General features: G+C 32.6%; 20 protein-coding genes and 1 pseudogene. 15 read left to right on the forward strand and 6 right to left on the reverse strand.

Annotated features, from left to right (window positions below; translation table 11 throughout):
• Positions 1–1,089 precede the first annotated feature (1,089 nt).
• Positions 1,090–2,262 (forward strand): hypothetical protein, encoded by a 1,173-nt coding sequence (locus tag R2Q70_RS09470; protein ID WP_316807366.1) that lies wholly within the window; start codon positions 1,090–1,092, stop codon positions 2,260–2,262.
• Positions 2,263–2,450: 188 nt separating this feature from the next.
• Here the strand turns inward: R2Q70_RS09470 and R2Q70_RS09475 are convergent, their stop codons facing one another.
• Complete coding sequence (locus R2Q70_RS09475; RefSeq protein ID WP_316807367.1) at positions 2,451–2,681, reverse strand: helix-turn-helix transcriptional regulator; 231 nt, start codon at positions 2,679–2,681, stop codon at positions 2,451–2,453.
• Positions 2,682–2,853: 172 nt separating this feature from the next.
• On the opposite strand from R2Q70_RS09475, the gene R2Q70_RS09480 reads away from it, so the two are divergent.
• Together R2Q70_RS09480 and R2Q70_RS09485 are read left to right on the forward strand one after the other, a co-directional pair.
• Positions 2,854–3,117, forward strand: a complete 264-nt coding sequence (locus tag R2Q70_RS09480) for a hypothetical protein (protein ID WP_316807368.1) — start codon at positions 2,854–2,856, stop codon at positions 3,115–3,117.
• An 18-nt stretch (positions 3,118–3,135) separates the two neighbouring features.
• Positions 3,136–3,489: a hypothetical protein gene (locus tag R2Q70_RS09485; protein WP_316807369.1), complete on the forward strand. Its 354-nt coding sequence runs from the start codon at positions 3,136–3,138 to the stop codon at positions 3,487–3,489.
• Positions 3,490–3,523: 34 nt separating this feature from the next.
• Here the strand turns inward: R2Q70_RS09485 and R2Q70_RS09490 are convergent, their stop codons facing one another.
• Complete coding sequence (locus R2Q70_RS09490) at positions 3,524–3,814, reverse strand: hypothetical protein (RefSeq protein ID WP_316807370.1); 291 nt, start codon at positions 3,812–3,814, stop codon at positions 3,524–3,526.
• Positions 3,815–4,068: 254 nt separating this feature from the next.
• Between R2Q70_RS09490 and R2Q70_RS09495 the strand changes: the two genes are divergently transcribed.
• Together R2Q70_RS09495 and R2Q70_RS09500 are read left to right on the forward strand one after the other, a co-directional pair.
• Positions 4,069–4,680, forward strand: coding sequence for a hypothetical protein (locus tag R2Q70_RS09495; protein ID WP_316807371.1), 612 nt, complete (start codon positions 4,069–4,071; stop codon positions 4,678–4,680).
• 106 nt (positions 4,681–4,786) lie between these two features.
• Positions 4,787–5,974 carry an RNA-binding domain-containing protein gene (locus R2Q70_RS09500; protein ID WP_316807372.1) on the forward strand — a complete coding sequence of 396 codons (1,188 nt, stop codon included), beginning with the start codon at positions 4,787–4,789 and terminating at the stop codon, positions 5,972–5,974.
• A gap of 41 nt (positions 5,975–6,015) precedes the next feature.
• Here R2Q70_RS09500 and R2Q70_RS09505 read toward each other — a convergent pair whose 3' ends face one another.
• Positions 6,016–6,618: a recombinase family protein gene (locus R2Q70_RS09505; protein WP_316807373.1), complete on the reverse strand. Its 603-nt coding sequence runs from the start codon at positions 6,616–6,618 to the stop codon at positions 6,016–6,018.
• A gap of 166 nt (positions 6,619–6,784) precedes the next feature.
• Positions 6,785–8,047: a hypothetical protein gene (locus R2Q70_RS09510; RefSeq protein ID WP_316807374.1), complete on the reverse strand. Its 1,263-nt coding sequence runs from the start codon at positions 8,045–8,047 to the stop codon at positions 6,785–6,787.
• A 687-nt stretch (positions 8,048–8,734) separates the two neighbouring features.
• On the opposite strand from R2Q70_RS09510, the gene R2Q70_RS09515 reads away from it, so the two are divergent.
• From R2Q70_RS09515 to R2Q70_RS09530, 4 genes are all read left to right on the forward strand, one after another.
• Positions 8,735–9,094 (forward strand): helix-turn-helix transcriptional regulator, encoded by a 360-nt coding sequence (locus R2Q70_RS09515; RefSeq protein WP_316807375.1) that lies wholly within the window; start codon positions 8,735–8,737, stop codon positions 9,092–9,094.
• A gap of 1 nt (position 9,095) precedes the next feature.
• Entirely contained in the window at positions 9,096–9,626 is a 531-nt protein-coding gene (locus tag R2Q70_RS09520; protein ID WP_316807376.1) for an ImmA/IrrE family metallo-endopeptidase, read from the forward strand.
• A 411-nt stretch (positions 9,627–10,037) separates the two neighbouring features.
• Positions 10,038–10,640 carry a hypothetical protein gene (locus tag R2Q70_RS09525; RefSeq protein ID WP_316807377.1) on the forward strand — a complete coding sequence of 201 codons (603 nt, stop codon included), beginning with the start codon at positions 10,038–10,040 and terminating at the stop codon, positions 10,638–10,640.
• Positions 10,641–10,650: 10 nt separating this feature from the next.
• Positions 10,651–11,154 (forward strand): HAD family hydrolase, encoded by a 504-nt coding sequence (locus R2Q70_RS09530; protein WP_316807378.1) that lies wholly within the window; start codon positions 10,651–10,653, stop codon positions 11,152–11,154.
• Between the two features lie 2 nt (positions 11,155–11,156).
• Here R2Q70_RS09530 and R2Q70_RS09535 read toward each other — a convergent pair whose 3' ends face one another.
• Together R2Q70_RS09535 and R2Q70_RS09540 are read right to left on the reverse strand one after the other, a co-directional pair.
• Positions 11,157–12,122 (reverse strand): DNA-processing protein DprA, encoded by a 966-nt coding sequence (locus R2Q70_RS09535; RefSeq protein ID WP_316807379.1) that lies wholly within the window; start codon positions 12,120–12,122, stop codon positions 11,157–11,159.
• A gap of 93 nt (positions 12,123–12,215) precedes the next feature.
• A complete protein-coding gene (locus tag R2Q70_RS09540) occupies positions 12,216–12,935 on the reverse strand; it encodes an AbaSI family restriction endonuclease (protein WP_316807380.1) in 720 nt (239 codons plus the stop codon).
• A 274-nt stretch (positions 12,936–13,209) separates the two neighbouring features.
• Between R2Q70_RS09540 and R2Q70_RS09545 the strand changes: the two genes are divergently transcribed.
• The 6 genes and pseudogenes from R2Q70_RS09545 (at position 13,210) to R2Q70_RS09570 (ending at position 18,669) form a co-directional block, all read left to right on the forward strand.
• Positions 13,210–14,535, forward strand: coding sequence for a protein kinase domain-containing protein (locus R2Q70_RS09545; RefSeq protein ID WP_316807381.1), 1,326 nt, complete (start codon positions 13,210–13,212; stop codon positions 14,533–14,535).
• Entirely contained in the window at positions 14,535–15,245 is a 711-nt protein-coding gene (locus R2Q70_RS09550) for a PP2C family protein-serine/threonine phosphatase (protein WP_316807382.1), read from the forward strand. The genes R2Q70_RS09545 and R2Q70_RS09550 overlap by 1 nt, the downstream gene beginning before the upstream one ends.
• Positions 15,246–15,396: 151 nt before the next feature.
• Positions 15,397–16,107, forward strand: a pseudogene (locus tag R2Q70_RS09555) (YifB family Mg chelatase-like AAA ATPase); the annotation flags it as partial.
• Positions 16,108–16,338: 231 nt separating this feature from the next.
• Entirely contained in the window at positions 16,339–16,749 is a 411-nt protein-coding gene (locus R2Q70_RS09560; protein WP_316807383.1) for a GxxExxY protein, read from the forward strand.
• 9 nt (positions 16,750–16,758) lie between these two features.
• Positions 16,759–17,511, forward strand: coding sequence for a LytTR family DNA-binding domain-containing protein (locus R2Q70_RS09565; protein ID WP_316807384.1), 753 nt, complete (start codon positions 16,759–16,761; stop codon positions 17,509–17,511).
• A gap of 36 nt (positions 17,512–17,547) precedes the next feature.
• Complete coding sequence (locus R2Q70_RS09570; protein ID WP_316807385.1) at positions 17,548–18,669, forward strand: MBL fold metallo-hydrolase; 1,122 nt, start codon at positions 17,548–17,550, stop codon at positions 18,667–18,669.
• Positions 18,670–18,794: the final 125 nt, after the last annotated feature.

The raw sequence follows: 18,794 nt of genomic DNA on the forward strand, positions 1-18,794 counted from the left end.
AAAAACTACAGCTTTACTGATCCAACTAATTCCCTTTCCGCATCGACTGAAATGGTTTTACTTGATTATAGGTATTTAATCGAAAATCATATTAACAAGCTAGTTGGAGAATTACCCCACATAGCTATGAAGGATCATCCAGATTCATCCTCAACAAAACTTTTTAGGATCCTTCAAAAACGTAAAGTTAAAACCGTTCACAAACTTTAATTGAATTAACATAAAATGAACAACAACACTATCAAATTAAAACCAAACGAAACCCCAACGTTTCGTAGTAAGAGAAAAACAGAAATTTTAGCATCGAATTCGCTAGAATATAAATTTGGTCATTACCAATTGCTATCAAAATATGAGCACAATGTAATTCATACTAACTGCACAAATCTATTCAAACATAATTTGAATAAATATGATCAAGATACTGAACTAGGTCAGGTAAGCCATATTATACATAGTTCGTATGCAAATCTACCTACCCTGCCAGATTCCTTAACAGGATATTACGGGGGATGTTTCGTGGAAATGGCCGATGCAATTTTTTGTAGTTGGTTACCACAGGCGTTTCCAGGAACCCGATTCAGCAATTTGAGTTGGCATACCCCTTCGAATTATTTAGAGAGAAATTTTATAGTCTGCGACGCTGAAGATAATTCTAAACGACTTAAAATTATTGTTTGCCTAAATAAAAACTGCCGTAACCATATCTGCTTTTTTGATGAGCAACAGTTCCTAATGTACGATATAATCAGTGCCCTCGAAAATGATTTAATAACTCACTATCACGATTACTTTAGGAAATAAATAACAGATGGTCCTGAATAAAAATTCCGACCCATCTGTTATTTTTTATCGCTAAAAATGCTAACCATGCAGGAAAAATGAATGCGAAAAATGCTGCTCAGTTGAGTCAAAATTAAATAAATTAACAAATTGTACAACGTTATAGGGAAGATATATAATGATAATATACTTTATAAAGTTAAAACGCAACTTAAAATCGCTTAAACAAATTTTTAATACAAAATTTAAGTGGTATTCATATTACAAAGATCAGTCTACAATAGAATTTGTAGTGATGTTAAAACAATGAGAGGTAAAATTTCAATTCCAATCCAATTAAAGCATTTATACATTATGCATAGGCTAAATTATGTAAGTATATTCAGAAAAGATGAATACTTAATGGGTGTACCGATGAATACAGAATTATTAACTATGTTATTTGGTAAAGGTTCGGATGTTAAAAATGTTTTAAAAACATTGGAACGATTTAAGTTTATTGTAAAAGTCCGGGATGCTAAATTGAATGAATATTCAGCTAGCTACAAACTTCATGAATCAATTGCTAACGACAAAGTTAATCACCATGATTTCTGCGCTTCTGATTCAGCTTTAATGAAAAAGATTAAAGAACATAATGATGAAATAAAAAGCTTTACTGGGCAGCTAGAAATGCTAAATAAATACATATCGTTAAATGAGTTAGGAAAGTCATATTTAGAAAAAAAATACGGAATACTATCTAATGAAGTAGATTTTTTTGTAGAACCGTCTGATATTGGAATCAAGGCAATCTACAGTGGTCATTATTACTCAAAAAGGCCCGACGTTAAAAGCAGGGTATATACAAACTTAACCTCTTTACCTAGGGAGCACCGCAAGTATGTTAACATTAATGGTAAGCCAATGTTAATGACAGACATAAGTAACTCACAAATTCTACTCACTGTACCTTTACTACATAAATATTGGGCGAAAATAAGTGGTGTAGGCTTATTTAACTTACCAGAAGATGTTAGGATTTTTCAAAGGTTAGCTGAGTCAGGTATGTTTTACGAAACTATTGCTGCCAGTGTCGGCGTTAATTTTCTCAATTCTGATGAGAGAGGTGAGTTTAAAAAGAAGGTTTTTGCTGAAGTATGGTTTTCAAAAAATTCTAACCGCATGACTGCGATAAAAAAAGCATTCAAAAAAGAATTCCCTAATGTATTCGATATTATTTGTAAGCTAAAGGAAAAAAAGCACAATGAATTTGCAATAAAGCTACAAAAATTCGAAGCTTCAATATTAGTCGATACAGTTTGGAAGACAATGTATAAGCTTGGTAAGATTGTATTTACTCTTCATGATGCTATAATTTGTAATAACGAAGAGGACTTATTTTTTGCAGAGAGACTAATTGAAAGCGAATTGCTGAAATTTGGTCTTGTACCAAAATTTAAAAGAGAAGATGAAGAAATTTATCAATTGGCTGCATAAATAAAAGTAAATACTCTGACTATTAAAGTTAATGAGCTTGGGTCGTTCTGATTCAGGCTCATTTTTTTAGGCTTTGTATCCGAATATATTTTAGATGCTCCAGACGTAACAAATTTTAGCAGTTAGGTATAAATTAGTGAATTACCTGATAGTTGAATATGGACGCTGATTTGCTTGAGAGAGAGAGTTTAAGTTGTAGTAATTAGTTTTTCTATGACTGTGTCAAGTGCTTCGGTTAAAAGAATTATTGTGGTAAGCTTTGGATTGATTTTACCTTTTTCTATTCGGTAGACTTGAGATAATTCTATTCCAGCTACATTAGCAAGTTGTTGCATAGACAATCCTTTGCTTGTTCGTAGCTCACGAACTTTAGCACCAAAATCATTTAAATATTTTTGCTCATTTGGCTCCAAAGGCATATGCCAAAGGTGGGATGAAGAATGAAATTTTATTTAGGCACACAAGCCTAAATATTAATATTGTTTTTAGATTTGCACTTACAGAAATCAGTAATCACATTACTGAAATTTAAGAAAAACATTTAAAGTAAGTAAACATTAAGAAAATTCTAAATTATCAGCAACTCTCACTATGAAAAGATCCAAAATTATCTATTTACTAATCATCTGCTTAGGCGTAATTAGCTGCAAAAACCCTAAAAATGACGCAAAAGAGGTTTGTGACTGTTATCAAAATGTTATAGATAATCCAAAGCTTGCTGAGAATTATGGCATTCAAAAATGTCAGGCTTTATCAACAGAGAAATTACTGAAGTATAAAAATAACCCTAAAGAATTATTGCAATTTAATATTGCTTTAGATAGCTGTGTTGCCAAATTCAAAACTAAAAAGTAGATAATTAATAATTGAGTCATGACTAAACAATCCTTATCGATGCGCTATTATTTTCTTATAGTAATTGCATATTTACTTTTTGCTATCTCAGGATGCAATCAGAAACAAAATAAAAGCATAGATAAATCTTCTTCTGATATTGAAGTTGCAGAGAGTGATTGGACCGAAAATCAAAAGAAAACTATCTTCATGATAAGCAAATCATCAGCTAAAGCCAATTCGAATCCTGTAATAAAGAGAAATGCTGACAAGATTGCTCAAAAAACTTTAGATAGATGTATTCGAGACTATCCTAATTACTATGAATTTGCTCAAACAAGAAGGAATTGGTATAATATATATACAACTGTATCGAAGAGCTACAAGAAATAAGCGCATTTCATACTTAGCATTGTTGAATATCGCATTAGAACATTTGTCGTGCATCTCGCAAACTGTTCAAAAGCTTTATAATGGTCTGCACCCGAACATCACTTGAATGAAGAAAATCATTAACACTCAAAATAACTTCGTCACCTTCATTAAATAAATCATCCACATCTGCAAATTCTCCAGACATTGATAATTGGATAACTAGATCAGAGAATTCTTCAATTGTATTAGTTACCAATTCTTGAGCTTTTAGAACGGCGATTGTATAAATATCACTATGGGTCATTTTTAAAAATTTAATATAAACTATAGAATAAAAATCCATCGGAATGTGATAAAATAGTTTTATATAAGCTATAAAATAGCAAAAATAATAGCGAAAGAACCCATGTCCTGAAATTCAAATAGGCTTTGATCTCAGACTATAGTAATTTACTTGGACTAGAATTGAAGACTTGATTTTGGCGCTATTTTAATTTAATTACCTTCTACTATAAAAATGGATAGCAAAAAGCTAATAATTAGATAAAAACACATACATTTAACAACTATATTATCTAATAATGCCTTCTCTTCTTCATGCCATTTAAGATTTCAAAGAAATACACAAATATTCATTGGACCGAATTAAATTTGGTTACTGACAAAAGCGACGGTTGGATCAACGGAATATCAATTATTAAAGACAGGTTTAATAGTCGGTTTTTCGATCAGATCAATAACGTCAAGATAGATCCGTTCAGCGGCTTTATAGTTATGTCTATTGATTGCCTTTTGATAGAAACTTTGATGCAATTTTACTTAGGAGTGGATGATACTGAATTTAACTATAAGGGGGTTCAGTGGAAAGCGTTTAGAGACTTTTTCAAAAATAGTATATATTTCAAATCTGAATTTAAAACAAACAGCATTTGCAAAACATTTTACACACAATTTCGTTGCGGCCTTTTACATCAAGCTCAAACCAAAAAGAAATCTTTGATTAAGATAAATCAGCCAAAACTGTTGAAACTTATAAATCCTTTAGATGCTGGTGCGGGACTGATAATAGACAGAGTACAGTTTCACGACAACCTCGTTTTGGAATTCCAGCATTTTATTCAAAAACTTAAGGATAACGAAAACAACTTCTTAGGTAATAACTTACGGATTAATGCAGCACTAAAAATGAACTTACTGTGCATTGAATAATCAGATAATCATCCATTGTAAGTAAGTAGGTATGTAAATGCTGTGACGAACAACATTTATCAAAAACATATCTTAACAACTAAACTGAGTCCCAAAAAAAATTGTAATGAACCTAACCGAACTTAAAAACAAAGTAGATGATACTATAGACAAACTAAACAAAAGCGGAATATTTCCGAAAGAGAACAACATTTATGACTATAAAAAAAACCTAAATTTTTACAATTTAAATGATCCGGTAGAAATCTTCCTTAAGAACTTCGCTAAAGATATAATCTCATTTAGTAATGGTATTGGAGGAATAATTTTACTTGGAATATTAGAAAATAAAGGTGCAGGGAAATTTGAAGATGTTGGTTTAGATGAGGAAAACATCAATCTCCTAAATAAGATTGATTTAAATGATATTTCTCAAAAATTCCAAAAGATTTGTAAAACAGATATCGCTATTGACCTTCAGATGTTTCAATTTGGTACCAGAAAATTTTTTTATTTGCTAATTGAGAAATCTAATCAAGTTATTATACCAATTAATGATTTTAAAGATTATAATATAAAAAAGGGTGAGATACTTTATAGAAAATCCGGGAAAAATGTAACCGCAAACGATACCCCAGATAGTTTTAATCAATTTCTACAAATAAAATCAAATGAAAAAAACAAAGAATTTATGGAAATTTGGTCAAAGCTTTTGCCTGAAATGGTTGATATAAATCCAAGAGAGATTCTGCTTATTAATCCTAAAGAAAACAAAGTGTATGGTTACAATGATAAGGACAACATATTGTCCAGTAGTGATATTGAAATTGACCAAACACAGGATGGTGTATTTAATGTGATTCTACAAGCAATCTCTGCAGGTGAAATTGGCAAGATATCTGATACTGAGGGTAAGCCTCTTTACAAGATTGTGGGAGAAATAAAAGCTAATGCACCACGAGAACACATTTCGATTACAACGTTGCACAATGAAGTTTTAAAGATAGCTATATATAACTTTTCAAACATCCAGCTGAAACAAATATTAAAATATCTTGGATGGGTGAATGATGAAAACTTCAGTGTTCAAAATCCAAAAAATGACCCAGTTAATCCAAAATATATTCATTTTATTTGGCTAGAAAATTTTGATAAGATAAAAAACGTACACAAAGTTGTTGTTAGTGAATCTGCAATACAAGAAGTCTTAGAAATCGTCAATAATCTTAATTTGCACAAGGGAATCTTTGGTCGAGAATTAGCGTTAATTACAACTAAAAAGAAAACCTCCCAAGTTGGCAGCATAACCAATTAGCCTAACTAATTCATTAAAATCCTTTCGATTTTCACAACAAATTAAGTAATTGCGCTAAGCTTTTTAATTTTTAAAACCGTGGAAACAGAAATTTTGGCGACTTTGCTTGCTTCTCTAATAGTCATTCCTTTCTTTAAACAATTCAAAGCAACTAAATTTGTCTTCTTTTTTAAAAAAAACTGGTCATTTTCCCTCGATCCACTAGGCCTACCAAGTCTTCCTCCATTTTGTACAAATACCATTCTTCCAACCATCGTACGCTCTTTAATATTTTCTAGTTCCATCTCATACAATGATGACATGATAGTTGAAACCATTTTCCAAATGGGATTTCTATTTCCTTCTGGTCGAGATTGTAAACCTAAATTTCGAATAACTACATTTATACCTTTCTCATCTAGCCATTGGATAGTTGTTATAACGTCACCAGTATTTCTTCCTAGCCTTGAAAATTCTTCAACAACTAACTGAGTAACCAGACCATTTTCAACAAGTCTGACCAACTCTTTTGCTTGGGGCCTGTCCTTAAAGGGAATTGAACCAGATATTTTATCTAATAATATTCTGTCGTAAACATCTTTGTCAGCAGTAAATCTATTCCCTGTCTGTCCTATTGTGGAAACGCGATTGTATTTAATTTTCATGATATAATTTAAATGACACAATAAAAGTGATACAAAAAACCTATCCATAATATATTAAGATGTATTATTTTTAACACGAATTGTGCTAATATTAATCATGAATAACAATAGCACATTAATATCTTTCAAAAATGTAGGCTAGTAAACCTAGCCTACATAATTTTTCTTAATTTCTTTCTACCAGTGCTTCATATAGCTTTGTTCTCCAAAAATTTAAAGAGACTATATCATCATGCTCAAAAAGTTCTTCCACTTCTCTTAACAAATCGAAAAGTTTAAATGTATTATCAACAGATACACTCATCAGCTTTCTGAAAATTTTGTCTTTATATTGCTTGAATTCTGGTTTTTTAGAGAATTTGACTTTATCTCCAATAAATTTACGTACATCATCTGGGTGAGTTATAGTTGAAATTCTTTTTGCATCACTACTAACTTGATTAATAAAATGATCAATCAATTTAGGTAAATCCTGCAATTTCTCGAATACATTATTAACTGTTCCCCTATGTTGATAATTAAGTAAATCAACGGGATAAGAATTGTCTGTTTTTCTTAAACCTCTAGGCTTAATGTAAATTTCACTAGTCCGTTTTTCTCTCGTGATATTAAGTTTAAACATACCGTTGAATGATACAGCACTTCTTTTTATTTCGTCATTCTCCAAAATCAGACTAAAAGAAAGTGACATATTATTATCTATCACCGTATCACCGAGGAAAGAAAATGATACATAAACGGAGGAATCATCAACTGAAAAATTATCTATAAACACCTCGTTTTTCGAACTCTCAACGTATTTACCTAGTGCCATCAATGCAACAAATACAGAAAAGTTTACACCAAAATTTTTATAATCCTGAATTGAGGTTAGAGCTCTAATAAAAAATTTCTTATCATCATTCTTATAAAGTAGCCTGAGCTTTCGCTGTTCATTATTATCAACGTTTTTACTTTGAAGATATTTTTTTATAACTCCTACTAAATCTTCATACTCAAGGTCTCTACAATAGTTAGCGAATTTTGAAAAATTATAATAATCTAAAATGTCAGTTTTTGCGTCATACCTTGTTTCAGCTTCTAATACATCTGATTTATTATTCTTTAGAACAAAATTATTATCAATTGAAAAAATTTCAAATAATGCTTTCTCAGACTCAAGAAGCTTATGCAAACGCACATCCTTAATTTTTGAGATAATATCAATTTTAACACATTGTGAATCGATACTTTCTATAGCATCAATTAATTGCTTTGCATTACCAATTTTTAAAACTTCTAAAACTTTATCGTTATATCCGAATACTTTAAGTAATTCCTTTTTAAACTCTGGAGCAGTATCTAAAATTTCAACAGCTCTTTTTTTTGTAATAAAACTTTTCGAATCATATTCGTTTAGCCTAAATATTTCTTTTTCTAATATTGTCATGATTATAAAATTATACCGTTATCAAATCATTATGATAACTGCAGATTATTAATAGTAGCAAAAGCTACAAGCATTCTTTTCAAGTTGTCATATAGTAATATGACAATCATCTTAAATAAAATTTTAAAATCTTTCGCTGTGTATAATTTTATGTAAAAGATTAACGCCCAGTAATTAAACTAATATAGTTGCTACTGTGAAATGTTAAAAAATCAAAACTTTTGAAAATAAGTCGGGAAGTATATATATTTGCATACCCCTACACAAATAATATAACAAATTTAACCATGTGCCTAGCGAAGGCCCATGCAAGAATTATTTTCAGAAGCCAGATTAGTCTGGCTTTTTTCATTTCTAAACAAATATAGCCTACATATTACAAATATCCAAAATATTGGATAAAGAAAATGACAGCATTTACAACATTTTTGTTAATAAAAATTGATTAATAAACCATAATTACTTGACTTATAGTGATTTATAATAAATTTTTATGTTGATAAGTTTGAAGCTATACAGGTTAAATTGTTTACGTAACAAACATTTTAATGCTAATTTCATTTTGTTATATAAAATATATTTTATATCTTTATAAAAAGTCATACATTTGCAGCCCCGTTTCAGGGATGTATACAAGTAGAACTTTGACAAGCATGGACCTTTTATTTAGGAGATTAATGCGCCTTCTTGAAAGTATTTATTAATAAGCGTTATAATTGTATGGATGAAGATAGGTTTTATAGCGAATTAGGTGAAAAAATATCAAAGCTTAGGGTATTGAAAGGGGCAAAACAAGAGCTTCTTGCCGATTATTTAGGCTTATCAAGATCATCAATCACCAACATTGAGAAAGGAAGGCAAAAACCATCACTATTTGTAATATTAGGAATATCTAAATATTTCGACATTAAAATTGATGATCTTATTCCTCATTCTGACGACAGTTCTGTTTTGTCAAAAAATGGTAGAGTAATTGGCCAAGATTTTGATCTAGATTTTATAAATAAAAATAAATCCTTGAGTGATTTTTTAGAACGTAATAAATAAAATGTCTATAGATAGAGAAATAATAAGATTAACTGATGAATTCATTTTAGCAAACAATCTAAACAATGAATCAGTTCAAATCGACTTACATATTCTTGCCAAGAAAGCTGGAGCAACAGTTATTGAACATGCTTTTGACGACAATATTTCTGGCGTTTTAGCTATTAATGGTCTTAGTAAGACCATCGGCATCAATAAAGCCGATGGCCCACAAAGAAAAAGATTTACTATTGCCCACGAACTTGGTCATTTGATTCTTCATCAGGATAAAGGAAATCTTTTTATGGACTCGATTTTATTTCGTAAAACAGGAGAGGGATATACTAAACGCGAAGAAAAGATTGAGCGTGAAGCTAATTACTTTGCCGCAAACATATTGATGCCGGAAAAAAGAGTTAAGGCTAAGTTGAAAAATTTTGTATCTGATTTTTTTGACGATTCTATAATTGATGATTTGGCTAAAGATTTTGGAGTAAGTGTTTCAGCTATGAATTACAGGCTCATAAATCTTGGTATCATAAAAGGTTATTAAGAAAATTTATTGTTTGTTCATATTAATTTCTAAACATTTTTTGCGTTTCTTTTGTAATGGATACCTAATACATTGAATTTGTTTTAATTTGATGATCTTCCAAAAACTTTTTTAGCTTTCTGAACTCTCTGCTTAGTCAATGTCATTAAATTTCCATAATCTTACAATGATTTTTTATTTTCTGGTTTGTTGATTCTCGCATTTCTAGTGATACAGATCAATTATCAGTTGAGATAGGCACTGCTTTCGCAAAACAAACTACAACCAACGTAACAAGTAGCAAAACAATCTTATTCTCCACAAGAATTCTGTCGTTACATTCTACACATTTATTCCTAAGAAAGCTTTTCTAAAAATATACGCTAATATTTGGTTAAAAATTCTAATTTAGATTATCTAAATTAAATTAATATGATTGACCTCTCAAAGCAATGGCAATACGAAAAGCTTGATTTTAAAGGTTGTTGGCATTTGGCTTATTATATCCCAAACAAGCGAGGAAATGGAACCTTAGCAGGAAAGATGATAGACTTTAAAGATGGGGATTTAAAGTCAATTAATTCCTGGTCACAGTGGGCAGGCGATGAGCTCTCTAAACTTGGAATAGAATTTCATTATATAATCAGAGCATTGGGCAGTAACGAACTCGAACCGTTAAAAGGTAAACCATGTGCGATAATGGGAGCAAATTTAGGCAAAAGATTAGGCGCAAAATATGCTCCATGGCTGATTAACAAAAAACGTGCAACCAAATCTTTACATACCTTAAAGACATATCAAGAGCGTTTCGATGAATTGCATGAGGTTTATATTGCAAATGATAAAGGAGGTGAAGATCTTAACAACAAAAATGTATTGATAATTGACGACATTACCACCACAAATTGTACAATAGCAGAAATGAAAAGAGCTATCTTCGAAAAGTGGCCCGAGGCAAATCTCCATTTATTTTGCTTAGGTAAAACAGAATATGATCAAGCATCAAATGACACAATATCACTGAAGTACTTTTAAAAAACTTAAAATGGGTGTAATCTTCGATCTGGACCAAACTCTTATTGATAGTTCTCTTGCTGAACCATATAGAGGAAAAAATTGGCAATTGGCATATAACGAAATTCCAAATTTTACATATTATTCAGGTATTGCAGAAATTATAAATTTTCTAAAATCCAGTAACATCCCCAGTTGTATAGTAACTAGCAGTACAAGTTATTACTGTACAAAAGTTACTCAACACTGGGGAATAACCTGTGATTTCCATATATGCTATCATGATACGAAGTATCGAAAACCACATCCAGAGCCAATTATAAAGGCGATTAAAAAATTTGATTGCGCTATAGAAAAAGTTTTATCCGTAGGGGATAGGGATATTGATATTCAAGCTTCACACGCTGCAGGCGTAAAATCTGTGGCCTGCCTATGGGGAACATCGGACCAACAAGCGCTTTTAAACGCTAAGCCAACATTTGTAGCTGCTTCGCCAGCAGAGTTACTATCAATAATCGAAAATTATTATGCGTGAATCTAAAAAATCTTTAATTGAGAAGTAGGTTTTGGTGTAAAATTATCTGTTTTTGATGACTTATACGCACTAAAAGACCCTACAAATTCAATTAGATTACTTGAAGTAAGTGCAAATGCTTTACCATCATTGATAAGCTTTTCATTACCCCTAGTTTTTTCGTTAGCGAGCTCATTATTATTATATTTAACCGCAGCTAATTTTTTATTGCTCTCTAAAGTAGATCGAACAGCATGCATCGTCCCTCCTTTTTCCCCTGTCTGTATAACGATTGTTGCCTTTGATAATCCTGCCTGCAAACGATCTCTTTCAACAAAATAATTGGAAAGTGCGCCTGTCCCAAATAAATACTCAGTCAATAATAATCCATTATTCTCTAGGATATCTTCAGCTAATTTTCTGTTTTCTTTTGGATATATTGTTTGCAACCCGTGTGCAAGGATTCCTGTTGTCGTACCCTTAGACAACAAACATCCTTCATGAGCAGCAGCATCACATCCTTTTGCTAATCCACTAACGATATTAAATCCATTTTCAGCTAAACGACTTGAAAAATAAACGCCTGCTTTTCTACCTGCGTCAGATGGCTCTCGTGTTCCAATTATAGCAATCCCAACTTTCTCAGATAACAATTTTGGATTACCTTTTATGTTAAGCACCAACGGAGGATCAGGAATTTCCTTAAGACTCTGAGGATATAGTTCATTATAGTAAGAAATAATTTGAACGTCTGCACGTTCGGATTTGTCAATTATATCTTCAGCTTTTTTGAAGGCTGCATCTATTTCTATAGTATTTAGAACTGGCAGCCTTGTATTTGGAAAACGTTTGGCATAATCAAATAAATATTCAATAAGCTCTGTGGGTGTTGGATTAAAGTCAAGTCCTTTACAAAGTTTAAAGGCTGTACGTCTACCTAATCCTTTAATCTGAAGAAGTCTTACAATAATTTCAGTGCTAATTACCATATATAAAGTTATTCAAAATTAATTACAATCTGTAAATGTTAAAAGCGATTGTTAAAAATTAGAGTTATATAAACCGTAAGAGACATCTATCTATTACTTCAAATTGTTCCCATAAACCTTATTGGATGTTACATTCCAAATAGTTGTCCCACTTAAAATCATTGGATGTTGAGGCAATGTTTTGCCAACATTTCGATGCCCAGTTTTGGTACTTACCCAGTCTTTTTCATTTGCATTAAAAACATCGGTAACAGTGTTACCATAAATTCCTACCAGATAATCTGCCTTACTAAGCTTATCGGCACTAATTTGCAAAGGCTTCCTAAAAAGTTCAGATGAAGGTATTTTTTCTTGTTCCCTAATTTTGTAAAAGATGCTATTTGGCCAATCCTTTTGAGCCGTTTGCATATCAAAAAAAACTGGTGACCATGGAGTAAATTGATTTTTAGAAGTAAGTATCTGAACTTTTGATAAAATAACTTCCTTTATGGCGTTAATAGTCTCAAAATAGTCATAAGTATTTTCGGTGCAAACTCTAATAAACTCGCAGTTTAATGTTTTTTCTATTTCTAGCTGTCGCTCCAAATCACTTCCAATTTGTCGGCTATGATGCGGTTCATCAACTTCAATAGCTAGATTAAGTTTAGGATAATATAAATCAATATAGTAATTCTTAACCGGATACTGTGCATAAGGTTGCACAATTTGTAAGTCAGAATCATATAATAATGGAGTAACGATAGCTATCTCATGTTTTTTTGATTTAAGTTTATTTACTTGTTGGAGTAAATATTCGTGTTTAAATGTTTTCATCTATTAAAATTAACCTAGCATGAGCATTTTTTAAATACTATAATAAATTAACATTCATTATTTCCAATAAAATATATTTTACGTAGGTGCACTTTTAACTTTAATTTAGCAATAATTGAAAATTCTAATTACCCTTAAGTTATATCTTAATCGATTTGACGGCATTAAATCCTTAAACATATCAAAAAGGGGATTGATAATAGCAATCAAGCTAATAATCATGTTTCATTTATACGGAATAATTTAATTTTCTATCTTGTAAAAAAACGCAATCATGGAATATAAATTTGTGAAACATATTAATCAAGGCGGGTTTGGAATTGTGGATGAAGTTATTGACAAAAATGGAAATTCTTTCGCAAGAAAAAAGTTTGAACTTGATCAAAATATGAAAGATCAAGGAATGGAGAGTAATGCAAAGAAACGTTTTATTCAAGAAGCAATAATACAATCTGAATTCCAACATAAAAACATTGTCCCTATTTTAGAACTTTATTTAGATCAAGACCCACCTTATTACATTATGCCTTTAGCGGTATCAACTCTTGATCAAGATTATCGCACGCACAAAATAGATTCAAATAACTTTTTAAAACCTGTAAATGACGTACTTTCTGGTCTAGAGGAAATGCATTTGATTGATGTTTTTCATAGAGATCTAAAGCCTGGGAATATTTTAAGATTTCTTGACGAAGATGGTGAAGAGTTTTATGCAATTGGAGATTTTGGACTTATAAGCTTACGGCAACGAACTGGAATTTCTAATTTAACGACAACTGGAATGAAAAAAGGATCTGATTTCTATACAGCTCCAGAAATCACTCAAGATCTTCGAAATGCAAGTGCGGCTACTGATATATATTCAGTAGGATGTATTATACACGATGTTGTTGGAACGGATGAACGCATTCCGTGTAGTACAATTGAAGAAACATCGGATTATTCTCATTTTCTAGAGATTTGTACAAGAAAAAACCCTGCAAAACGCTTTAGTTCTGTAGGAGCATTAAGAGATGTGTTAATGAGCTTAGAAGTCGACACAGTCATTTCATCAAATGAAAAATTCACCAAACTTAACGAATATTTAGATAGAGAAACAGAATCGCTAACTGATAGAGAAATTGGAGAAATCATTGACTTTATAGATGCTTCCACTGATAGAACAGAAACTCTAGGTATTTTTTTAAGTATTCAATTAAAACATATCGATACTATTAGAGAATCTACATTGTTTAATAAATTTTGCGGATCATATTTATCTGTTTTGAGAGATTATTCGTTTCAGTTTGAGTCTTGCGATGCCTTAGCTAATCGCGCATTGCGATTGGTAGCTGACAAACCAATCGGAAATATCGTTGAAGCTCTAATATCTTTATTATACTTAGGAACAAGCCATAACAGATGGTATGTCGAGAGAAAGTTTGCAAATAAAATAGATAAGACAGCAGATTCAAATATGATGCGTAGATTAGCGATGGAATTTGCAGTAGAGGGAAAGAAGGTTTGTGAAGCTATAAATCACCTTAAATATTCGATTAATCTTACAAACAATGATTTTCACCCATTGATAAGCGCTGCAGTTGAAAAATTTTGCAAATAATGAGTTTATTTAAAGTATATAGTTTTAGCACGATAGGACCTCGCGGTAAAAATGAAGACTGTTGTAGAGTTGAACACTCTGCTAATTCGTTATTAGCATGTCTGGCAGATGGGGTTGGTGGTAATAAATGTGGGGATGTGGCTTCTCAATATACTGTTTCAAGGTTTTTTGAAGAACTTAAGGTAAATAGTGAAATTAATCTTACTGATTCATTACTATCAATTCACAATGAAATCAAACAAAAGGGAGACAATGACATTAAATGTAGTGGAATGGCAACCACATTTACTGGGTGCGTAATAACTAACAACCTTGCTCGAATTATCCATGTTGGCGATTCACGTCTATACTGGCTTAGAGGAAATGGCATTAAGCAATTGACACAAGATCATACCGAAGTTGCTGAGTTATTGCGAAGAGGTAAACTTACAAAGGAAGAAGCATTAGTATACCCAAGAAGAAATATCTTGCAAAGTGCGATCGGAACTGAGAAAGCTCCTAGTTTACAAGAAATTACATTCGAAGGAATTGTTGGAGATAGAATTTTAATTTCCTCGGATGGATTTTATGAAGTATTTTCAAAACTTAAATTAAGAGATGTCTCTTTACAATTTAAAAAATTTGAGATGTTTACTCAAACTATTGTCAAGCAACTAATGTCTTCGAAATTAAACGACAACTCTTCATTTATCGCGATAGAAATCCTCTAATAATGAAGTTGAGCTGCTTTAAAGGTTTAATAATCGTTAGTAGAAAATAAACAATCTAAAAATATCTAGAGCCAGCTGCTTTGAATATTACTATTCTTTTTCGCTCTAACATAAGCTTTTATTTCAAACTTAAGTTGCCTCCATAATTGATACCTTAACTGATGTTGCATTGGTTGGTGGTGGAATGAATCCGGCACCTGGAGAAATTTCGTTGGCGCATAATGGTGTTTTGTTTTTAGATGAATTGCCAGAATTTAAACGAACCGTGTTAGAGGTGATGCGCCAGCCGCTGGAAGATCGTAAAGTTTCCATTTCCAGGGCTCGGTTTTCGGTAGAATATCCTGCAAGTTTTATGTTAGTAGCTTCGATGAACCCTTGTCCCTGCGGTTTCTACAACCACCCGGAAAAGGAGTGTGTTTGTGCGCCGGGTGTAGTTCAAAAATACCTGAGTAAAATATCCGGTCCGCTTTTAGACAGAATTGATTTACACGTAGAGGTGACGCCCGTAAATTTTTCGGAACTGGCTTCATCCCGCGAAGCGGAAAAAAGCGAACTCATTAGGGCTCGTGTGATGAAAGCAAGAGAAATTCAAGACCATCGCTTTGCAGATAAAGAAGATTTGCATTACAACGCACAAATGAGCCCGAAAATGGTACGTAAGGTTTGTGCAATCAGCGAGGCTGGAACAACACTATTGAAATCTGCAATGGAGCGTTTGGGCTTGTCAGCGAGGGCTTACGATCGGATTTTAAAAGTCGCCAGAACCATTGCAGACTTAGACGGAAGTGAAACCGTGGAGCTTGAACATTTGGCAGAATCTATTAACTACAGAAGCTTAGATCGTGATGGCTGGGCCGGATAGCAAATGATTAATGAAAATAGAATCTTAACAACATAATATGTATAGCTGGATAGCATTTAACGAATCATATAGAAACATAGGGCATATAGCTGATGGAATAAAGGGTTCAGAATCCTATATGAACTAAATGTCTATATGGTTAAAATAAGAAATATAGGGTATATAGCTAAATGGAAAAAATGATTCAAAACGTAGATAAACTAAATGCCTATATGGTTAAAATAATTTAACATGGTTACAAAAACACAACTAAGAGAAATAACCTATGACGTTATCGGTGCGGCAATAGAAATTCATAAAGCGCTTGGACCGGGACTACTAGAAAGCGTTTACCACGAATGCATGAAACACGAATTGACATTGAGGCAAATAAACTTTTTAACAGAGATTTCAATGCCTGTTTGTTATAAGCAAATAGAGGTAGCTTCAAATTTAAGGTGCGACTTATTTATAGAAAACTGCTTAGCCGTTGAAGTGAAAACCTCAAAAACTATCGAACCAATTTTTGAAGCACAAATATTAACTTACATGAAATTGTTAGAAGCGCCGCAAGGTTTGATTCTAAATTTTAATTGTGTTAATATTTTTAGTGAAGGACAAAAGACATATATTAATGATTTTTACCGATTTTTAGAAGATTAAACGCCCCGAATGATCAGAACGCTTATAATTGAAGATGAACCCGCCATCCGCAAAGAAATCGAATGGCTCTTACAAAAAGAAACCCAATTCAACCTTATTGGTTTCGCCACCAGCGTGGCCGAAAGCTTAGTGTTAATTAGAGCCACTAAACCTGAATTGATCTTAATGGATATTCAGCTGACTGATGGTACGGCTTTCGATATTTTAGATCAACTGGAAGAAATTCCCTTTCGCATCATATTCATTACCGCCTACAACCATTTTGCTGTGAAAGCTATTAAATTTGGCGCCCTGGATTATCTTTTAAAGCCGTTGGATGATGCAGAATTTAAATCAGCGTTATCTAAAATAATTACCGATGACGAAAATCACCTGGCACAGCAAAAACAGCAAATCTCTATTTTAAAATCTCAATCCGGTCATGGCGAAAGCGATTTAGATAGCCGAATTGTTTTACACACTTTGGAATTTTTGCAGGTTTTGCAACTGCGTGAAATTATCTATTGTCAAAGTGAAGGAGGTTATACCAACTTTTTTTTAACCGAGGGAAGAAGGATCATGATTTCGAAACCTCTAAAATTTTATGATGAATTGTTACCTGAAAAGTGGTTCCTTCGTCCGCATCAATCTTATTTGGTTAACGTTTTGTATGTAGATAAATTTTTAAAATCAGGAACCATTGTACTGAAGGATAGAACTGAAATTCCCGTTTCCGGACGCAGAAAAGACTATATCCTGCAGCACATCAACCATATTGAATAATAATAACCAATTCATCATTATCTCATGCGGCTTAAATTGATAAAAATCCTAAAATGGACATTAATTGTATTTGTTTCGTTGATTTTGATTATTGCCACGGCTACCTATTTTTATCTGAAAAAGCCACTTTTCGGAAAGGCAGCCGATGGGGCCAGATTAGAACGTATGAAAAAATCGCCACATTTTAAGGATGGCATTTTTCATAACCTCAACCACACACCTGAACTTACAGAAGGATACACGATAGGCGGCGTAATTTACGACAAACTCTTTGGCGACCACCCCAGGTTAAGTCCGGTGGATAGCATTCCATCTCAAAAAGTCGACTTGCTAAATTTGCCCATTGATTCCAATGTTTTGGTATGGTTCGGGCATTCTTCTTATTTCATGCAATTAGATGGAAAACGAATACTCGTCGACCCGGTATTTAGTGGCAATGCTTCACCGATCCCTGCAACGGTTACTGCTTTTAAAGGCACCGACCGGTATAAAGTAGAGGACCTACCTGATATCGATTACCTGTTTATTTCACACGACCATTATGATCATGTAGACTACGAAACCTTAATCAAACTGAAAGCTAAGACAAAGAAGGTTTTCTGTGGCTTGGGCGTTGGTGCTGATTTCGAAGTCTGGGGATATAACCTAGCCAATATTTATGAAAAGGACTGGAATGAAAGTATCGATTTAGGTAATGGGTTTTTTGTTCACACTGCGCCAACCAGACATTTCTCTGGACGAGGTTTTACAAGAAACAATACGCTTTGGATGTCGTATATTTTTCAAAGCCCATCAATGAAAATTTATATTGGTGGTGATAGTGGCTACGATACCCATTTTAAGCAGATTGGAAATAAATTTGGCCCGATTGATCTGGCTATCCTCGAAGATGGGCAATATGATGTGAAATGGAAATATATCCATTTACTGCCCGAACAGGTTCTGCAAGCAGCGAAAGATTTGAAGGCGAAAAGGCTCTTCCCTGTGCATTCATCGAAGTTTGTATTGGCAAACCATCCCTGGGATGAACCTTTGGTTAAAATTACAGCATTGAACAAGGCAACAAAAATTCCTTTAGTTACGCCAATGATTGGCGAATTTGTCTACCTGAAAACCACTGATCAGGTATTTAAACAATGGTGGATTGGTGTGAAGTAATCTTAAACGAATAATAATAAGTTCCCGGCGTTTTTAGGTTTTTTACTCTATCGGATAATAATGCGTGTAAACATTTTTTAAAGGTTATAGGTATCTTAAAAGAAATGCTGGAAAATTTGGGTTTT

The sequence above is a fragment of the Pedobacter agri genome (assembly GCF_032678665.1).
GTDB classification, from domain to species: Bacteria; Bacteroidota; Bacteroidia; order Sphingobacteriales; family Sphingobacteriaceae; genus Pedobacter; species Pedobacter agri_A.